We start from the raw sequence: 17,080 nt of genomic DNA, 5'->3' as shown, positions 1-17,080 counted from the left end.
GCATAGAATTCCTCAAATGCACGCCCCCGAATACGCGCCGACCGGCGAGAACCTGCGCGCCGCGCTCGCCGACCTCCTCGACGGGCTGCCGCCCAAGCAGGCGGCTCAGGCGGTCGAGCGGCTCATCGCCAATTACCGGGGGCGCACTCCGACCGACGCCCCCGTCCTGCGGGACCGCTCCGATGTCGTCGCGTACGCCGCCTACCGCATGCCCGCGACCTTCGAGGCCGTGCGGTCCGCGCTGGAGGCGTTCCGCGACCGGCTGCCCGAGTGGGAGCCCGCCTCGCACGTCGACGTCGGCGGCGGTACGGGCGCGGCGAGCTGGGCGGTGGCGGCCGCGTGGCCGTCGGGGGAGCGGCGGACCACCGTCCTCGACTGGGCCGAACCCGCCCTCGCGCTCGGCGCCGAACTGGCCCGCGGCGCGTCCTCCGCGGCCCTGCGCGCCGCGCACTGGCGCCGCCAGGCCATCGGCGGGGGGCTCGCGATCCCGGACGACACCGACCTGGTCACCGTCTCGTACGTGCTCGGCGAGCTGACCGAGACCGACCGGAACGCGGTCGTCGACGAGGCGGCTCGCGCCGCGCGGACCGTCGTCCTCATCGAACCCGGCACCCCCGACGGCTACCTCCGTATCCGGCATGCGCGCGACCGCCTGATCGCGGCCGGCTTCCGGATCGTCGCGCCGTGCCCGCACAGCGCGGAGTGCCCGATCGAGGTGGGCGCGGACTGGTGCCACTTCTCGGCCCGGGTGAGCCGTTCCTCGCTGCACCGACAGGTCAAGGGCGGCTCGCTGCCGTACGAGGACGAGAAGTTCTCCTACGTCGCCGCCGTGCGCGGCCTCGACGTCCCGGCCGCGCCCGCACGGGTCGTCCGCAAGCCGCAGATCCGCAAGGGCCAGGTCCTCCTCGACCTCTGCACCCCTGCGGACGCCCTCACCCGCGAAACGGTCACCAAGCGCCACGGCCCCCTCTACCGGGCGGCTCGCGACACGGACTGGGGCGACGAATGGCCTCCAGCCGATGCCGACGACTGACCGGCAGTGACTGTTCCCCCCAGGGGCGGAGGCGCCGCAGGCCCACGGACGTGAGGGCACGGGGCGCGCAGGTGGGTCGCGGGGCGTAAAGCGAAGCAGCCCCGCGACCCACCGGAGCGGCACGGGCCCGCCCCACGGCCAGGCCCGCACAAGGGCCGACGGCCCGAACCGCACCCACCCCGCCGGAGGCGGGAAACGGTGCGGTACTCGGCCGACGGCCCGGACCTCAACAGCCCGCCGCAGGCGAAGAGCGCAGCTCAAGCGTGCAGCACTTCACGCTCCCGCCCCCCTTGAGCAGTTCCCCCAGGTCCATCCCGATCGGCTCGTACCCCCGCTCCCGCAGTGGGGCGAACAGTCCCACCGCCGCCTGCGGCAGCAGCACATGGCGGCCGTCGCACACGGCGTTCAGGCCCAGCGCCGACGCGTCCTCCTCCGTGGCGATCAGCGCGTCGGGGAACAGCCGCTCCAGCACGGCCCGGCTGCCCGGGGAGAACGCGCCCGGGTAGTACATGACCTCGTCCCCGTCGAGCACGGACAGGGCCGTGTCGAGGTGGTAGTAGCGCGGGTCGACGAGGTCGAGTCCGATGACGGGGCGGCCGAAGAATTCCTGGGCCTCCGGGTGGGACAGCGGGCTGCTGCGGAAGCCGCGCCCGGCCAGCAGCCAGGAGGCGGTGACCGCGAAGTCGCCCTCGCCCTCGTTGATGTGTTCCGGCTCGCGTACGTCCCGGTAGCCGTTGGCGCGGAACCACTCCGTGTGGACGGCTGCTTCGGCGGCCCGCTCGGGGTGCGCGAAGCGGGCGCCGAGCACCCGGCCGTCGACGACCGTGGCGCCGTTGGCGGCGTAGACCATGTCGGGCAGGTCCGGACGGGGGCGCAACTCGGCGACGGTGTGGCCCAGGGCGCGGTAGCGGTCGCGCAGGTCCTCCCACTGCGCGAGGGCCAGCGGCAGGTCGACCGGCTTGTCCGGGTCCATCCACGGGTTGATCGAGTACGTGACCCTGAAGTGCGTCGGGGGGCACATCACATAGTGGCGCGGGGTGGCTGCACGAGCGGCACGAACGGCACGAGCGGCTGTACGCAAGGAGCGCTCCTCACAGGGGCGTTGGGCACGTACGGAGGTAGCCGTACGTGCCCAAATGGTCCACGCTCACCGCCCACCGCGCATGAACCGTACGGGTGGTTTAGCGGTGGCTCGTTCACACTCCCGTGGTTCCGGTTCGGCCTTCCCGCAACTTGCGCAACAGCTCCCGCTTCTGCGCGTTCGCATCGGCGCCGCCCCCGGCCCGGCCGCCCCGGCCGCCGCCGCGCAGCGCCGTGCGGGAGAGGTTGCTGCGCGTACCGCCGACTCCGAGCATTCCGCCCGCGTTGCCCCGGCTCATGGGGGTCTCCTTTCACTGGAGGGAAGCGAGACGGGGCGTCTCGCTCTGGCTTCACTCTGAACGAGACGGTTCGTCTTGTCAAGCGTCCTGGAGACGATACGGTTCGCCTCGAATCCCGCTAGACTCGTGGGCATGGCCACCACCAAGACCCCCGACGCCACCCGCCGCAGTGAACGGTCCCGCCGCGCGATCTTCGACGCAGCCCTCGAACTCGTGGGCGAGGTCGGGTACGACAAACTCACCATCGAAGGCATCGCCGCCCGCGCGGGCGTGGGCAAGCAGACGATCTACCGCTGGTGGCCGTCGAAGGCCGCCGTACTGCTCGACGCGTTCACCGCGGACGCGGGCGACACCGAGAACGTGCTGCCCGACACCGGCGACCTGGCGGCCGACCTCAAGCTCGTGCTGCGCGCCACCGTCGATGAATTCAACGATCCGAAGTTCGAGGCCCCCTACCGCGCGCTCGCGACCGCCGGGGCGAACGACCGCGAGCTGTCCGAACAGTTCGTGGCCAAGCTCCAGGACACGGGCGTGAAGGCCTACGTCGACCGGCTGGCCAAGGCCAAGGAAGCGGGCCACATCGCCGAGGACGTCGAGGTGCGGATCGCCGTCGAGATGCTCCTCGGCCCCTTCACCCAGCGCTGGCTCATGCGCACGGGCCCGCTCACCTACGACTTCACCGACACCCTCGTCGACCTGCTGATGCGCGCCGTCACCCCCCGCTGACACCCCCGCGGAGCCCCGCCGCACGGCGGGGACGCGTCCGGTCTCACACCCCCCGGATGGGTCCGGCGGTCACACCGGGAGCAGGATGGTGGCAGCATTGACCGGAGACCGCGGTCGAAGTGAGGGGATAGATGGAACGCATGAGCAGGTTCTCCCAGTGGCTGCGCCGTCCCAGGGGAGCGGGCGGCGATGCGGGCACGGAGGCGGCCCTCGCGGCCGCCCGCGAGGAGCTGCTCCTGGCCGCGGCCGCCGCGGGGTATCCCCTGGCCCCCGCCGCGCACCCTTCCGGGTACGGCTGTTCGTGTGAGCGCATCGGCTGTCCCACCCCGGGCCGGCACCCCGTCTCCTTCGCCTGGCAGACCCTCGCCACGACCGACCCCGAGAAGGTCACCAAGTGGCTGCGCGCCCAGCCGGAGGCGAACTTCATCACCGCCACCGGCATCGCGCACGACGTGCTCGACGTACCGGCCGAGGCCGGCCGGCAGGCCCTGGCCCGGCTGGAGGAGGCCGGTGTGGACGTCGGCCCCGTCGCCACCGTCACCCCCGACCGCATGCTGTTCTTCACCGCCACCCGCGGCACCCCGGACGACGAGGACGAGTGGTGGCCCTGCGAGCTGGACAGCCATCCCGAGACGATGGACGAGCATCCCGGGCTGCGCTGGCACTGCCGGGGCAGCTATGTGCTGCTGCCGCCGTCACAGCTGCCCGATGACGGCAAGGTGGCCTGGCTGGCCGGCCCCGAGCGGCCGCTGCCCGACCCGCTGACGCTGCTGGAAGCCCTCACCGACGCCTGCGCACAGTACGTGGGGGACCGCCCCGACCACGATCACCACGACTCCGCCGCCTGGCCGATCGGCCGCTAGTGCCTGGCCGGCGGACTGGTCTGGGCTGAGCCCGGCCACATCAAGCCTCTCCGGCGGACCGGTTCGGGCTGAGCCCGGCCGCATCAAGCCCGTCCGGCGATTGAGGACGCGCCCGCAGGGCGCTCGCCGCCGCAGGCGGCAAAAGAACGGGCCTGTCGCCGAAGTCCCTGGCCAGGTGACGGGCTCGCCGCCGCAGGCGGCAAGGACGGGGCCTGTCGCCGAAGTCCGCCGGCCAGGCCTATTCGCCCTTCGCGGCCGTCAGGCTCTCGATACGGTTGAGGAAGACGACGCGGCGGTCCGCCGACTTCGCCGGGACCTTCACCGCCGACTCCGAGACCCGCACGAAGGTGACCGCGCTCTTGAGCTCGCCGGACAGCAGGGCCTTGGTGCGCCGCTCGGTGAGCGTGGGCCGCAGGCCCTTGGCCATGGTGCGCTTCTCCCGGTGGTGTGCGGTGAAGAACACCAGCGCACCGCCGTCGTCGGTGCGCAGCGCGAACGAGGGGAAGGCGGGGGCCCGCTCGGGGGTGTCGATGAACTCGGTCCAGTAGTTCGGGGTCCGCACCCGCTTGCCCCGGTCCTCGCGGAGCGCCGACGTCGCCTTGCCCGGGGCGAAGACCTGCCCCCGGCCGGTGCGCAGATAGTCCGTGTACGCCGTGCTCACCGCGGTGGGGTCCGTGCGCAGGCCCGCGGCCGCGCCCGACGTACCGTCCGCCCCGCCCGTGGCCGGTACCGGCTCGGCCCAACCGTCCTTGTCGATGGCGAACTTCGGTATCTCGTGGTCGCTGAGGATCGACAGGTACGCGGCCTTCCACGGCTCCTTCGCCGCCGCGCGCGTGAACACCACGAACCAGCGGTTCTTGTCGCGGTTGCTCCGGGCGTCCGCGACGAAGAACTTCGGCCACCCCGCCATCCTCGGAATGGTGAAGCGGGCGTCCGCCAGCGTCAGGGCGGGATAGCCGGGGTTGCCTTCCGGCGTCGCCGCCCGCTGGGCCGCGAGGTCGGCCTTGCCGATCTCGGCCAGGGCGCCGGTCTCGACCCGCTCCACGGCGGCCGGGTCGAGCTTGCGGTACGCCTCGTTGTAGCCCTCGGTGAAGCGCTCCAGGACCTTCGGGGCCTCAGCCCTGCTCACCGACGGGATGATCTCCCGTTCGCCGTGCACCGTCATGCATCCGGTCGCCGTCAGCAGCGTCGTCGCCGCCAGAGCTGTGAACAGTCGACGGGGCAACCGGCGTCTCATCGCGCTTCGACTCCTTGGGGGCTGCTTGGGACGGCGCAACCCTACCCGGGGCGAAGAAGAAGACAAGGGTGGGGACCAGATACAGCGACCACACCGCGACCTGGACCCACGTCGGGTCCGGCTGGAAGTTGAAGATGCCCTTGAGCAGCGTGCCGTACCAGCTGTCGCTCGGGATCTGGTCGCTGACGTCGAAGGCCCGGTCGTGCAGCCCCGGCAGGAACTCCGCCTCCTGCAGATCGTGGAAGCCGTAGGCGAGCACGCCCGCCGCCACGACGATGAGCATCGCACCGGTCCACGTGAAGAACTTCGCCAGGTTGATGCGGACCGCGCCGCGGTAGAACAGCCAGCCCAGCACCACCGCGGTGAGCAGCCCCAGGACCGCGCCGACCAGCGGCCGCACACCGTCGTCCGTGGCCTCCACCGCGGTCCAGATGAACAGCGCGGTCTCCAGGCCCTCGCGGCCCACCGCCAGGAACGCCGTGACGACCAGGGCGGTCGTGCCCATCGCCAGTGCCGCGTCCAGCTTGCCGTGCAGCTCCCGCTTCAGATGCCGCGCGGTGCGCCGCATCCAGAAGACCATCCACGTCACCAGGCAGACCGCGACGATCGACAGCGAGCCGCCCAGCAGCTCCTGCGCCTCGAAGGTCATGGTCCGGGAGCCGAACTGCAGCAGTGCCCCGAAGGCCATGCTGAGCAGCACGGCGGCGCCGATGCCGAGCCAGATGGGCAACAGCGCGTCCCGGCGCCCGGTCTTCACCAGGTAGGCGACGAGAATGCAGACGACCAGGCTGGCCTCCAGCCCCTCGCGCAGGCCGATCAGGTAGTTGCCGAACACGCGGCTTCCCCTTCCGTTGGTGTGGAGAGACCGCCGGTCACGCCGTTGTGCACGCCGTCGGTCACGAGAAGAGCGCCTTGCCCCACCAGTCGCCCTTGTCGCGGACGCCCGGTGGCACGGCGAAGACCGCCGAACCCACGTGCTGGATGTACTCGTTGAGCGCGTCGCTCCGCGAGAGGCGGGTCTGCACCGGTACGAAGCCGTCGCGCACATCGCGCTGGTAGGCCAGGAAGAACAGGCCCGCGTCCAGCCGGCCCAGCCCGTCCGTGCCGTCGGTGAAGGAGTAGCCGCGGCGCAGGATCGTCGCCCCGCCGTTGCTGTCGGGGTGGGCGAGGCGCACATGCGCGTCCGGGAGCATCGCCTTGAGGTTCGGCTCGTCGCGCTCGCGCTGCTTGCCCTGCGGGGCACCCTCGACCTTGTCGCGGCCGAAGATGTCCTCCTGCTCCTTGAGCGAGGTGCGGTCCCAGGTCTCGATGTGCATCCGGATGCGGCGGGCGACGAGGTAGGACCCGTCGACCATCCACTCGGGTCCGTCCTTCTCGCCGACCCAGACGTGCCGGGCGAGGGCCTCGGTGTCGGTGCCCGAGATGTTCCGGGTGCCGTCCTTGAAGCCCAGCATGTTGCGCGGGGTCTGTGCGTCGGGCGTCGTCGAGGACGTCTTGCCGAAGCCGAGCTGCGACCAGCGGATGGCGACCTTGCCCATGCCGATCCGGGCGAGGTTGCGGATCGCGTGCACCGCGACCTGCGGGTCGTCCGCGCAGGCCTGGACGCACAGGTCGCCGCCGCTGCGGGCCGCGTCGAGGTTGTCGCCGGGGAAGACGGGCAGGTCGATCAGGGCCTTCGGCCGCCGGGACTTCAGCCCGAAGCGGTCCTTGCCGTCCTTCTCGAAGAGGCCGGGCCCGATGCCGAAGGTCAGCGTCAGCCGGGAGGGCTTGAGGCCGAGCGCCTCGCCGGTGTCGTCCGGCGGTGCCTCCGGCTGGGTGCCGGCCGTGCCCTCGCCGACCTCGTGCCCGGCGGTCATGAGCGCGGCGGCCGCGGTCCACTCCTTGAGCAGGGCGATCAGCGCGGCACGGTCGCCGGTCGTCACGTCGAACGCGGCGAAGTGCAGCCGGTCCTGAACGGCCGTGGCGATGCCCGCCTGGTGGGTGCCGTGGAAAGGCACCGCGTCACCGCTCAGGGCGGCCGGCTGGGCGTCGCCGCCGGTGCGCAGCGCGGCCGCGGTGCCGCCGGCGGCGACGGCGCCGAGCGCGAGCCCGGCACCGCCCCAGCCGAGCAGCGAGCGGCGCGAGGGCGCCGCCCCGGACTTCGCGGTGGTCTCCGCCGTGGTTTCCGCAGTGGTCTCTTCCGGCATCCCGGGCCCCCCTACTTGGCGACGGCGGCGGCGAGCTTGGACAGCGGCTCGGCGAGCGCGTTGACCGCGTCGGAGAGCTTCTTGCGGTCGTCCTTGCCGACGGTGTCGGTGTCGTAGGACTTGAAGCCGTCACCCTCGCGGTACTCGTCGAGCAGCTTCTTCAGCGCGGCGAACTGCTTGTCCAGCTCCTTGGTGAGCGCCGCGTCGTTCTTCGCGGCGACCGGCTTGAGCAGTTCGTAGGACTTCTCGGCGCCCTCCACGTTGGCGTGGAAGTCGACCAGGTCGGTGTGGCTGTAGCGCTCCTCCTCGCCGGTCACCTTGCCGGTGGCCACCTCGTCCAGCAGCTCCTTGGCGCCGTTGGCCATGCTGGTCGGGGTGATGTCGGCGGTGCCGACGCGCTTCTGCCAGTCCTTGAGGTCGGCCATCAGCTGGTCGGCCAGCTTCTTGTCGTCCTCAGTGATCTTCTTGGCGTCCCACAGGGACTTCTCCAGCTTGTGCCAGCCGGTCCACTTCTGGCCCTTCTCCAGGCCGTCCTCGCGCACGTCGACCTTCGGGTCGATGTCGCCGAAGGACTCGGCGACCGGCTCGGTGCGCTCCCAGCCGACGCGGGAGGGGGCGTAGAGCTTCTTCGCCTCGTCGAGGTCGTCCTTCTTGACCGCGTCGACGAACTTCTGGGCGGCGGGGATCGTCTCCTCGGCCTGCGCCAGGACGTACTTGCGGTACTCCGCGACGGCCTTGTCCAGCTCCGGGTCGCGCTTCTTCGGCGCACCGCCGCCGGTGGCGGTGACCTTCTGCCGGATGCCGTCGCCCTTCATGCCGGGCTTGCACGCGATCTCGTAGGAGCCGGCCTTGATCTCGGCGGCGATCTCCACCTTGGTGCCGGGGCCTATGTTCTCGCGCTCGGTCACGATGCGGTCGCCGGGGGCGTAGACGTAGACCTCGGTGACCTTGTCGCCCTTGTTCTTGACGGCGAGCTTCACATGGCCGGCCGGGAAGGAGGTCTTGGAGACCTCGCACGCGTCGTCGGAGGCCGTGACCTTGATCGCGTCGGATCCCTCGGTGTCCGACTTCTCGGCGCAGCCGGACACGGCGGTCAGGGCCGCCACGGCCGAGACGGCGGCGACGACGGAGGAGCGGAGGACGCGCATGGAAGCTCCAGGCTTGGCTCGGACGGGTCACAAAAAGGACGGAAACAGGCAGGGGCAAATTAAGCCGCCCCAACTTATCTGAGGCTTGCCTAAATAGTTCCCACGGGGGGTCGTGATCCTGCTCTCACGGGGCAAGGACTGTTCAATCCCGGCACGGGATCACCAGGGGCCCGCCGGTGCGCGGATGCGGAATCACTTCTACCGGTTGTTGGTATACACGACCGAGCAGCTCCGGCGCGAAGATACGACCGGGCGGGCCGTCGGCGGCGACGCGGCCCTCGTGCAGCACGGCCACCCGGTCCGCGTAGGCGCCGGCGAGCCCGAGGTCGTGCAGGACGACGACCACCGCGGCCCCCGCCCCGGCCCGCTCCCGGCAGATCCTCAGCACCAGTTCCTGGTGGCGCAGGTCCAGTGCGGCGGTCGGCTCGTCGAGCAGCAGCACCGGGGTCCGCTGTGCGAGGACGCGGGCGAGCGCGACCCGGGCCCGCTCGCCCCCGGAGAGCGCCGAGAACGGCCGGGCGGCGAAACCGGTCACCTCCGTCACGGCCATCGCCGTCCGTACCGCCTCCTCGTCCTCGTCCTCCGCGGCCGTCCCCGCCCAGGGGGCACGCCCCATCCGCACGACCTCTTCGACCGCGAACGGGAACGACAGCGCGGCCGACTGCGGCAGCACGGCCCGGCGCAGCGCCAGTTCGCCGGCCGACCACGCCCCGGCGGGCTGCCCGTCGATCCGCACCTCGCCCGACTCGGGCGTCAGATCGCAGGCGAGCGCGGCCAGCAGCGTCGACTTCCCGGCGCCGTTCGGCCCGACGAGCGCCAGCACCTCGCCCGCGGCGACGTGCACATCGACCCCGTCCAGGACGGTACGAGCGCCCAACCGCAGCCGCACGCCCAGGGCTTCGGCCAGCACGGTGCCCGGCGGCACGGGGGCCGGCAGGCGGCGGGTGCGGGGGGCGAAGAGGGAGCGGAGCACGGTCGCCGTCCTTGTGCGGGGCGGGTGGTGAGGGGACGTCACGCCCACCCCCCCTGCTTGCGCCGCGTCCTCCGCAGCAACCAGAAGAAGAAGGGGCTGCCGAAGAGGGCCGTCAGGACACCCAGCGGCAGCTCCGCCGGCTGGGCGGCCGTGCGGGCCGCGAGGTCGGCGGCGACGAGGACGAGCGCGCCGCCCAGGGCGCTGCCCGGCACGAGGAAGCGGTGGCCCGGGCCCGCCGCCATGCGGAGCAGATGCGGAACCAGCAGGCCGACGAAGGAAATGATGCCGGCCACCGCGACCGCCGCGGCCGTCAGCAGCGCGACGACCAGGACCAGGATGAGACGCAGCCGTTCGACGTCCACCCCCAGATGGCGGGCGGGGCGCTCACCGAGCGCGAGCAGATCCAGCTTCCGCGCGTACAGCGGTGCCACGGCCAGCCCGGCCAGCGCGCACGGCAGCACCGCGAGCACCTTCGGCCAGGTCGCCTGCGCGAGCGAGCCGAGCTGCCAGAAGGTGATCTGCGTGAGCTGCGCGTTGTCGGCGAAGAAGATGAACAGGCCGATGAGCGCGCCCGCGAAGGCGTTCACCGCGATGCCCGTGAGGATGAGGGTGACCACCTCGGTCCGGCCGCCCGACCGCGACAGCGTGTAGACGATCAGGACCGTGACCAGCCCGGCGACGAACGCGCAGGCCGTCACCGTCCAGGTGCCGAGGAAATTCAACCCCAGCGCGATCGCGCCGACCGCCCCCACCGCCGCCCCCGCCGAGATGCCGATGACCCCGGGCTCGGCGAGCGGATTGCCGAACACGCCCTGCATCAGCGCCCCGGCGCAGCCCAGCGACGCCCCCACCAGCAGCGCGAGCACCAGACGCGGCAGCCGCACGTTCCACAGCACGCTCTCGCCGACCCGGTCCAGCGCGGCTCCGCCGAGCCCGAGCCGGTGCGCCAGCGACGACAGGACGTCACCGACCGGGATCCCGTACGCGCCGACGCCCGCCGAGAACAGACAGAGCAGCAGCAGCGCCGCGGCCATGGCGCAGACGAGCGCGGGGGCGCGGCCGCGGGGGCGGGCGGGCTGCCCGGCGGGGGCGGCCGGATCGGCGGCTCTGGCCAGTACGGCCATGTCACTTGCCTCCGGAGTGGATCTGCCGGACGAGGGAGCCGAGCACCTCGTCCGTGCGCGGGCCGAAGTTGAGGAGCACGCCGTCGTCGACGGAGGCGATCCGCCGGTCCATGCCCGCCGGGGTCTCCCCGACACCGGGGATCTTCACCAGGCCGTCCACGCCGCCGACGGAGTCGAGCCCCTTCGTCATCACGAGGATCACCTCGGGGGCGGCCTTGACGAGGGCCTCGCTCGTGATGGGGGTGAAGTCCTTCTTCAGCCCCGACTCCTTGCCCGCGTCGATGCCGCCCGCCGCCTCGATGAGCGAGTCGGCGCCGGAGCCCGCGCCGCCCAGGAGATAGACGGCGGCGGAGCCGCGCAGATAGAGGAAGGCGACGCGCGGTTTCCTGCCGTCGCCGTGCGGGATGCCCTTCTTCGCCGCCGCGAGCCGCTGCTCGGTGCGCTGTCGCAGCTCGTCGCCCGCGGTGCGGACGCCGAGCGCGGCGGCCACCTTGTCGATGCGGGTGCCGACGTCGTCGAGCTTCTTCGCCGGGTCGAGGACGACGAGGGGGATGCCGGCAGCGCGGATCTGGCCGATGGCCTCGGCGGGCCCGTTGGTGGTTTCGGCCAGTACGAGCGTGGGCTTGAGGGACAGCACGCTCTCCGCGGAGACGTCGTGCGCCCGGGTGACCACGGGCAGCTTCCGCGCCTGCTCGAACGTGGCGGTGACGTCCCGGCCGACGACGTCGCCGCCGAGCCCGAGGGTGAAGACGATCTCGGAGAGCGAGCCGGTCAGGGGCACGATCCGGGCCGTGGAGCGCACGGTGGCCTCGCGTCCGTCGGCGCCCCGGACGGTGACGGGCAACTGCGGCCGGGGCTCCTTCGCGAGGGGTGCGACCCGGTCGGCCGTCGCCTTTCGCTCGCCCCCCAAGTCGCCTCCGCCTCCCGAATCACCTGCCGAACCACAGCCGGTGAGCCCTCCAACAATGGCCAGAAGTGACAGCAGTGCGGCGAGTACACCGATATGGCGTGGGGTACGTACTGGTGTACCCGCGGACTGCCGTTGAAGCACGGTTCCTGCCTTTCGCTCCGGCCGGGGGTTTCCGACCTGATGGGACGTAGCTTAGGTTAGCCTTACCTAAATCGCCACGACCCCTCGCGTCGAGGATGCGCTGCGCGATGTCTGCCGTCCTGCCCGGAAGGGGCCCTTCGATGCTGCCCTCCAGACCCGCCCGCGCACCCGTGGCCGTGCTCCTCGCGGTGCTGTCGGCGGTCCTGCTGTCCCCGGCCACCGCGCGGGCGGCGGAGCGCCACGACGTCTCCGGCGGGCGCCTGGACTGGGGCATCAAGTCCTCCTTCCAGAGCTATGTCACCGGGCCGGTGGCCCAGGGCAGTTGGGAACTCCAGGGAGGCGCGGCGACCGTCGGCGACAGCCGGTTCCGCTTCCACTCCGCCCAGGGCTCCTACGACCCGGACACCGGTGACTTCGAGGCGGGCTTCTCGGGGGGCGTGCACTTCACCGGCCACAAGAAGCCGGACGGCTCCCATGAACTCGACCTCACCATCAGTCGCCCCACGGTCCGCATCAAGAACGGCAACGGCACCCTCCATGCCGACATGACCAGCAAGGCGAAGGGGACGGGCCGAGTCACGACGGCCACCGACGTCCCCTTCGCCTCGCTCGACCTCACCGGTGTGAACCTGCGCGGCGGCGGCACCGCCGTCACCCTCGCCGGCATCCCCGCCACGCTCACCGCGCGCGGCGCCGAGGCCTTCGCCGGCTACTACACCGCCGGCACGCCCCTCGACCCCCTCGCCCTCTCGGCCGACATCGTCGCCGCCGAGCCGACCCCGAGCGCCACTCCTTCCGCCTCCGAGGAGGCGAAGGAAAAGCCCTCCGCCAAGGGCGACTTCACGGGCGCGGCCGTCGACTGGGGCGTCCGCCGCACGTTCCGCGAGTACGTCACCGGCTCCATCGCCCAGGGTTCCTGGAAGCTGGGCGACGGCGCCCAGGACGGCGGGGCACTGTTCCGCTTCCCGCACGGCAAGGGCACCTACGAGCGTGGGACCGGCGACGACGCGCACCCCACACTCGACGCGGCCTTCGCGGGCACCCTCCGCTTCACCGGCAGGGACCTCGACCTCGCGCTGAGCGGGGTCCGGGTCGCGGTGAAGGACGGCAAGGGCACCCTGACGGCGGACGTGACCCGGCGCGGCGCGGATGCCCAGAAGGCCGTCGCGCTCGTCACCTTCGACGCCGCGAAGCTCGCGGAGAAGGACGGGCTCGCCTCCGTCACCGAGGCCCCGGCGAAGCTCACGGCCGCCGGTGCGAAGGCGTTCGGCGGCATGTACCAGGAGGGCGCCGACATGGACCCCCTCTCCCTCGCCGTCCCCCTCGACGCCACGGCGAAGCTCCCGCCCCTGCCCGACCTCGGCAGCGGATCGAAGCCCTCCCGAGCCGCCGGGGCCACGCCCCGGACCGAGCCCGTGGCCGAGGCCGGCTCGTCGTCCTCCTTCCCCGTCCTCCCGGTCACCGCGGCGGGCGCCGGCGCCCTGCTCGTGGCGGCCGTGGCCGTCGCCGTGGTGCGCAAGCGCCGCGCCACGGCCGCCGCCTCGTCCCACTCCCCGGCCGAGCCGCCGGCACCCCGGGCCTGACCTGCCCGGCCCCCGCGGCGCGACCCGACATTCACCCCGTACAAGAGGAGAGAACCCACGATGACCGTCATCTCACGCCGCTCCCGCGGCGGCAGGCGCAGCGCGCTCGCCCTCGCGGTCACCGCCGCCACCGCGACGGTCCTCGGGGCCACCGCCCTGACGGTGCCCGCCCACGCGGCCCCCGCGGCGGACGCGCCGAAGCTGGACCTCAAGGACGGCACGCTGGAATGGGGTGTGAAGGAATCGTTCCGCGGTTACGTCACCGGCCCCATCGGCGGCGGCAGGATCGAGGTCGCCGACGGCGCGAAGCAGGCCGCCGGCAACGGCGCCTTCACCTTCACCGACGGCACGGGCACGTACGACACCTCCACCCACGCCGTCGCCACCACCTTCAAGGGCAGCGTCCGCTTCCTCGCGCACGCCAAGGGCGACGCGTGGGAGCTCGACCTCAAGCTCGCCGACCTGAAGCTGTCGACGCAGGGCAAGACCGGCAGCATCACCGCCGACGTCACGGCCGCGGGCAAGACCGAGAACGACGTCGCGATCGCCTCGCTCGACCTGTCCGCCGTCCGGCCGGGCGGCGGCGCGGGCGGTGCCATGACTTATCCCGACATCCCCGCGAAGCTGACGGCGGGCGGCGCGAAGGCCTTCGCTTACCACAAGGACGGCAAGGTCGTCGAGTTCTACAAGGAGGGCCAGGCCCTCGACCCGGCGACCCTCACGGTGAAGGCGGCCGGCGGCGGGCAGCAGCCGTCCCCGAAGCCCACGGCGACCAAGCAGCCGTCCCCGAAGCCGACCGTCACGGCGAAGCCGAGCGCCACGCCCACCGTCAAGCCGACGCAGAAGCCCGGAAGTTCCGGCAACGTCCTCGACGGCAACCTCGACTGGGGCGTGAAGAAGTCCTTCCGCGACTACGTCACCGGCCCGATAGCGGGCGGCAAGGCCGAACTCTCCGCCGGTGCCGTGAAGTCCGGCGACGGCTACCGCTTCCCCAAGGGGCGCGGCACGTACGACGCCAAGGCGTCCTCCCTCGACGCGAACTTCACCGGCGCGGTCCGCTTCACCGGCCACGAAGGCCAGCTGGACCTCAAGTTCAGCGACCTCAAGGTGAAGGCGAACGGCACCACCGGCACCCTGCTCGCCGACGTCTCCGCCAAGTCGCGCGCCACGGGCAAGGTCACCAGGACCGACGACATGCCGGTGGCCAAGCTCAAGCTCCCCGCGGGCGCCCTCAAGGCCAAGAACGGTGTCGTCTCCCTCTCCGCCGTCCCGGCGACCCTGACCGCCCAGGGCGCGAAGGCCTTCGACAACATGTACAAGGAAGGCCAGGCCCTCGACCCGCTGACCGCCGCGGTCTCCGTCGACAAGACCGCGAAGCTCCCGGGCGGCACGGGCAACAGCTCCGCCGCCGCCGGCGGCACGACCGGTGGATCCGGCACGACCGGTGGATCCGGCGGGGTCACGGGCGGCACCGGCACCGCCGCCCTCGCGGCCACCGGCGCCGACACCCCCACCGGCCCGCTGCTCGGCGGGGCCGGAGCGCTGCTCCTCGCGGGCGGCGGAGCGGTTTACGCCGCGCGGCGTCGGCAGACGACGGGGGTCTGACCCCCAGCTACCTCTGGGAGGTGCCCCAGCGGGCCGCCGTGCTGTGTCCTCAAGCGCCGGACGGGCTGCTGTGTCGTGTCCTCAAGCGCCGGACGGGCTGCTGTGTGTCCTCAAGCGCCGGACGGGCTGGGTCCCAGCCCGTCCGGCCAGGCCTACGCGCTCAGCGGGAACTCCCGCCCCAGCTCCTGGAAGACCGCCGTGTTCAGCGCGAAGGCGCGCTTGCACTCGTCCACCACGCGCTGCTTCTCCAGGTCGTCGACCGGCAGCGCGTCCAGCAGCTCGCGGTACTCGCGCTTGAAGGCGGCGGGGTTGCCGATGGCCTCGAAGACGTAGAAGCGGACGCCGTCGCCCTTGCGGGCGAAGCCCCAGGTCTTCTCGGCGGTGCCGCGGATGATCTGGCCGCCGGACAGATCGCCCAGATAGCGCGTGTAGTGGTGGGCGACGTAGCCGGCGGGCCAGGTGCGGGCGCACTCCTCGACCCGGGCCGCGTAGGCCGCCGTCGCGGGCAGCGGCGTGAGCCCGGCCTGCCAGCCGGGTCCGCCGAGGTGGGCGAGGTCGCGCTCCAGCTGGGCGGTCCGGGCCAGCTCGGGCCGTATGAACGGACCGGCGACGGGGTCGGCGGCCAGCAGGGCCGAGGCGGACTCCAGGGCGCGGTAGACGAACCAGAGCTGTTCGGTGTAGCGGCGGTAGGCGGCGACACCGAGCCTGCCGCCGAGCATGTCGCTCATGAACGACGAGTTCTCGGCTTCCGTGTGCTGCTCGTGCGAGGCGGTACGGATCAAGGTGGAGAACGGCGTCGTGACGGGCGAGTCCAAGGCGGACCTCCGGTGACGGAGAGGGCGGGAGGGGACGGTGCCGGGGGCGCGCGAGCGCGCCGACACCGCCGATTCTCTCTAGTTAGGCTTACCTAAGTCAATCTCTTCCCGACGTGCTGTCGGTAAAACCCTACCGCCCCCGGCCGCACTACGGGAGGGTGAGGATTTCCGCTCCCGTGTCGGTCACCACCAGTGTGTGTTCGAACTGCGCCGTGCGCTTGCGGTCCTTCGTGACGACCGTCCAGCCGTCCGCCCACATGTCGTACTCGTACGTCCCGAGGGTGAGCATCGGCTCGATCGTGAACGTCATGCCCGGCTGGATCAGCGTGTCGTGGTGGGGGCTGTCGTAGTGCGGGACGATCAGACCGGAGTGGAAGGACGAGTTGATGCCGTGGCCGGTGAAGTCGCGCACGACGCCGTAGCCGAAGCGCTTGGCGTAGGACTCGATGACCCGGCCGATGACGTTGATGCGGCGGCCGGGCTTGACCGCCTTGATGGCACGGTTCAGCGCCTCGCGTGTGCGCTCCACGAGCAGCCGCGACTCCTCGTCCACGTCGCCGCAGAGGTAGGTGGCGTTGTTGTCGCCGTGCACGCCGCCGATGAACGCCGTCACGTCGAGGTTCACGATGTCGCCGTCGCGCAGCACCGTGGAGTCCGGGATGCCGTGACAGATGACCTCGTTCACGGAGGAGCACAGCGACTTGGGGAAGCCGCGGTAGCCGAGCGTCGAGGGGTAGGCACCGTGGTCGCACATGTACTCGTGCGCGACCCGGTCCAGCTCGTCCGTCGTGACGCCGGGGGCGATGTGCTTGGCCGCCTCCTCCATCGCCCGCGCGGCGATGGAACCGGCGATCCGCATCAGCTCGATCGTTTCGGCATCCTGGATCTCAGGGCCGGAATAGGGGGTGGGGGCGTCCTTACCGACGTACTCGGGCCGCGGGATCGAGGCGGGGACGGGGCGGGCGGGGGAGAGGGTCCCCGGGGTGAGAAGCGACTGGCCAGACATGTCAGCGAGTGTAGCCAGCGGCTTTCGGGGACCATGTGGTCGAGCACCCACGCTGGAGGAGACCTGATGGCACTGTTCAAGCGGCGCACGGCCGGCAAGCCCGGTGAGTGGTACTACTGCCTCAAGCACGGCACGGTGGAAGAGGGCCCCCAGTGCCGGGCCGCCGACCGCTTCGGTCCGTACGAGACCCGCGAGGAAGCCGCGCACGCGATGGAGACGGCGCGCGAGCGCGAAGAGGAATGGCGCGAGGACCCCCGCTGGAACGACGGGGACAAGGACAGCGGGGACAAGAAGGGCTGAGGCAGTGAGCGCGGGACGGGCCGGCCGGCCCGTCCGGCGTTCGAGGACAGA

17 protein-coding genes are annotated in these 17,080 nt (G+C 72.0%); 6 read left to right on the top strand and 11 right to left on the bottom strand.

Annotated elements, in window-relative coordinates; genetic code table 11:
• The first annotated feature begins 16 nt into the window (after positions 1-16).
• Positions 17-1,033, top strand: a complete 1,017-nt coding sequence (locus tag JO379_RS10170) for a small ribosomal subunit Rsm22 family protein (protein ID WP_130877492.1) — start codon at positions 17-19, stop codon at positions 1,031-1,033.
• A 226-nt stretch (positions 1,034-1,259) separates the two neighbouring features.
• Here JO379_RS10170 and ddaH read toward each other — a convergent pair whose 3' ends face one another.
• On the bottom strand, positions 1,260-2,114 hold the full coding sequence (gene ddaH, locus JO379_RS10165) for a dimethylargininase (protein ID WP_372449063.1): 855 nt from the start codon (positions 2,112-2,114) through the stop codon (positions 1,260-1,262).
• A gap of 115 nt (positions 2,115-2,229) precedes the next feature.
• A complete protein-coding gene (locus JO379_RS10160) occupies positions 2,230-2,412 on the bottom strand; it encodes a DUF6243 family protein (protein ID WP_130877491.1) in 183 nt (60 codons plus the stop codon).
• 132 nt (positions 2,413-2,544) lie between these two features.
• On the opposite strand from JO379_RS10160, the gene JO379_RS10155 reads away from it, so the two are divergent.
• On the top strand, positions 2,545-3,138 hold the full coding sequence (locus JO379_RS10155; RefSeq protein ID WP_130877490.1) for a TetR/AcrR family transcriptional regulator: 594 nt from the start codon (positions 2,545-2,547) through the stop codon (positions 3,136-3,138).
• 131 nt (positions 3,139-3,269) lie between these two features.
• On the top strand, positions 3,270-4,001 hold the full coding sequence (locus tag JO379_RS10150) for a bifunctional DNA primase/polymerase (RefSeq protein ID WP_130877489.1): 732 nt from the start codon (positions 3,270-3,272) through the stop codon (positions 3,999-4,001).
• Positions 4,002-4,239: 238 nt separating this feature from the next.
• Here JO379_RS10150 and JO379_RS10145 read toward each other — a convergent pair whose 3' ends face one another.
• The 7 genes from JO379_RS10145 to JO379_RS10115 all read right to left on the bottom strand — a co-directional run bounded on the left by JO379_RS10145 (position 4,240) and on the right by JO379_RS10115 (position 11,720).
• A complete protein-coding gene (locus tag JO379_RS10145) occupies positions 4,240-5,226 on the bottom strand; it encodes an SCO2278 family lipoprotein (protein ID WP_505016581.1) in 987 nt (328 codons plus the stop codon).
• Positions 5,117-6,073: an iron uptake transporter permease EfeU gene (gene efeU, locus JO379_RS10140; protein WP_130877487.1), complete on the bottom strand. Its 957-nt coding sequence runs from the start codon at positions 6,071-6,073 to the stop codon at positions 5,117-5,119. The genes JO379_RS10145 and efeU overlap by 110 nt, the downstream gene beginning before the upstream one ends.
• Positions 6,074-6,134: 61 nt before the next feature.
• A complete protein-coding gene (gene efeB / locus JO379_RS10135; RefSeq protein ID WP_130877486.1) occupies positions 6,135-7,424 on the bottom strand; it encodes an iron uptake transporter deferrochelatase/peroxidase subunit in 1,290 nt (429 codons plus the stop codon).
• 11 nt (positions 7,425-7,435) lie between these two features.
• A complete protein-coding gene (gene efeO, locus JO379_RS10130; RefSeq protein WP_209514661.1) occupies positions 7,436-8,572 on the bottom strand; it encodes an iron uptake system protein EfeO in 1,137 nt (378 codons plus the stop codon).
• A 142-nt stretch (positions 8,573-8,714) separates the two neighbouring features.
• A complete protein-coding gene (locus JO379_RS10125) occupies positions 8,715-9,545 on the bottom strand; it encodes a heme ABC transporter ATP-binding protein (RefSeq protein WP_209514659.1) in 831 nt (276 codons plus the stop codon).
• A 38-nt stretch (positions 9,546-9,583) separates the two neighbouring features.
• A complete protein-coding gene (locus JO379_RS10120) occupies positions 9,584-10,669 on the bottom strand; it encodes a FecCD family ABC transporter permease (RefSeq protein WP_209514657.1) in 1,086 nt (361 codons plus the stop codon).
• A 1-nt stretch (position 10,670) separates the two neighbouring features.
• Entirely contained in the window at positions 10,671-11,720 is a 1,050-nt protein-coding gene (locus JO379_RS10115; RefSeq protein ID WP_209514655.1) for a heme/hemin ABC transporter substrate-binding protein, read from the bottom strand.
• Between the two features lie 140 nt (positions 11,721-11,860).
• On the opposite strand from JO379_RS10115, the gene JO379_RS10110 reads away from it, so the two are divergent.
• The gene (locus tag JO379_RS10110) at positions 11,861-13,303 is read left to right on the top strand and encodes an HtaA domain-containing protein (protein WP_209514653.1); all 1,443 of its coding nucleotides are present in this window, start codon (positions 11,861-11,863) and stop codon (positions 13,301-13,303) included.
• A 60-nt stretch (positions 13,304-13,363) separates the two neighbouring features.
• Positions 13,364-14,908, top strand: a complete 1,545-nt coding sequence (locus tag JO379_RS10105) for an HtaA domain-containing protein (RefSeq protein ID WP_209514651.1) — start codon at positions 13,364-13,366, stop codon at positions 14,906-14,908.
• A 152-nt stretch (positions 14,909-15,060) separates the two neighbouring features.
• Here the strand turns inward: JO379_RS10105 and JO379_RS10100 are convergent, their stop codons facing one another.
• Both JO379_RS10100 and map read right to left on the bottom strand, forming a co-directional pair.
• Complete coding sequence (locus tag JO379_RS10100) at positions 15,061-15,723, bottom strand: biliverdin-producing heme oxygenase (RefSeq protein WP_130877481.1); 663 nt, start codon at positions 15,721-15,723, stop codon at positions 15,061-15,063.
• Positions 15,724-15,871: 148 nt separating this feature from the next.
• The gene (map, locus tag JO379_RS10095) at positions 15,872-16,729 is read right to left on the bottom strand and encodes a type I methionyl aminopeptidase (protein ID WP_130877480.1); all 858 of its coding nucleotides are present in this window, start codon (positions 16,727-16,729) and stop codon (positions 15,872-15,874) included.
• Between the two features lie 66 nt (positions 16,730-16,795).
• Between map and JO379_RS10090 the strand changes: the two genes are divergently transcribed.
• Positions 16,796-17,029 carry a hypothetical protein gene (locus JO379_RS10090; RefSeq protein ID WP_130877479.1) on the top strand — a complete coding sequence of 78 codons (234 nt, stop codon included), beginning with the start codon at positions 16,796-16,798 and terminating at the stop codon, positions 17,027-17,029.
• Positions 17,030-17,080 lie beyond the last annotated feature (51 nt).

This window comes from Streptomyces syringium, from assembly GCF_017876625.1.
In the GTDB taxonomy this organism is placed as follows: Bacteria; Actinomycetota; Actinomycetes; order Streptomycetales; family Streptomycetaceae; genus Streptomyces; species Streptomyces syringius.
This window is presented reverse-complemented; position numbering and strand designations above follow the sequence as displayed.

Bases quoted from the DNA above. Each gene is read 5' to 3' on its own strand.
- JO379_RS10170 (WP_130877492.1), top strand. From the start codon at position 17: ATGCACGCCCCCGAATACGCGCCGACCGGCGAGAACCTGCGCGCCGCG.
- JO379_RS10160 (WP_130877491.1), bottom strand. From the start codon at position 2,412: ATGAGCCGGGGCAACGCGGGCGGAATGCTCGGAGTCGGCGGTACGCGC.
- JO379_RS10155 (WP_130877490.1), top strand. From the start codon at position 2,545: ATGGCCACCACCAAGACCCCCGACGCCACCCGCCGCAGTGAACGGTCC.
- JO379_RS10150 (WP_130877489.1), top strand. From the start codon at position 3,270: ATGGAACGCATGAGCAGGTTCTCCCAGTGGCTGCGCCGTCCCAGGGGA.
- efeB (WP_130877486.1), bottom strand. From the start codon at position 7,424: ATGCCGGAAGAGACCACTGCGGAAACCACGGCGGAGACCACCGCGAAG.
- efeO (WP_209514661.1), bottom strand. From the start codon at position 8,572: ATGCGCGTCCTCCGCTCCTCCGTCGTCGCCGCCGTCTCGGCCGTGGCG.
- JO379_RS10120 (WP_209514657.1), bottom strand. From the start codon at position 10,669: ATGGCCGTACTGGCCAGAGCCGCCGATCCGGCCGCCCCCGCCGGGCAG.
- JO379_RS10110 (WP_209514653.1), top strand. From the start codon at position 11,861: ATGCTGCCCTCCAGACCCGCCCGCGCACCCGTGGCCGTGCTCCTCGCG.
- JO379_RS10105 (WP_209514651.1), top strand. From the start codon at position 13,364: ATGACCGTCATCTCACGCCGCTCCCGCGGCGGCAGGCGCAGCGCGCTC.
- map (WP_130877480.1), bottom strand. From the start codon at position 16,729: ATGTCTGGCCAGTCGCTTCTCACCCCGGGGACCCTCTCCCCCGCCCGC.
- JO379_RS10090 (WP_130877479.1), top strand. From the start codon at position 16,796: ATGGCACTGTTCAAGCGGCGCACGGCCGGCAAGCCCGGTGAGTGGTAC.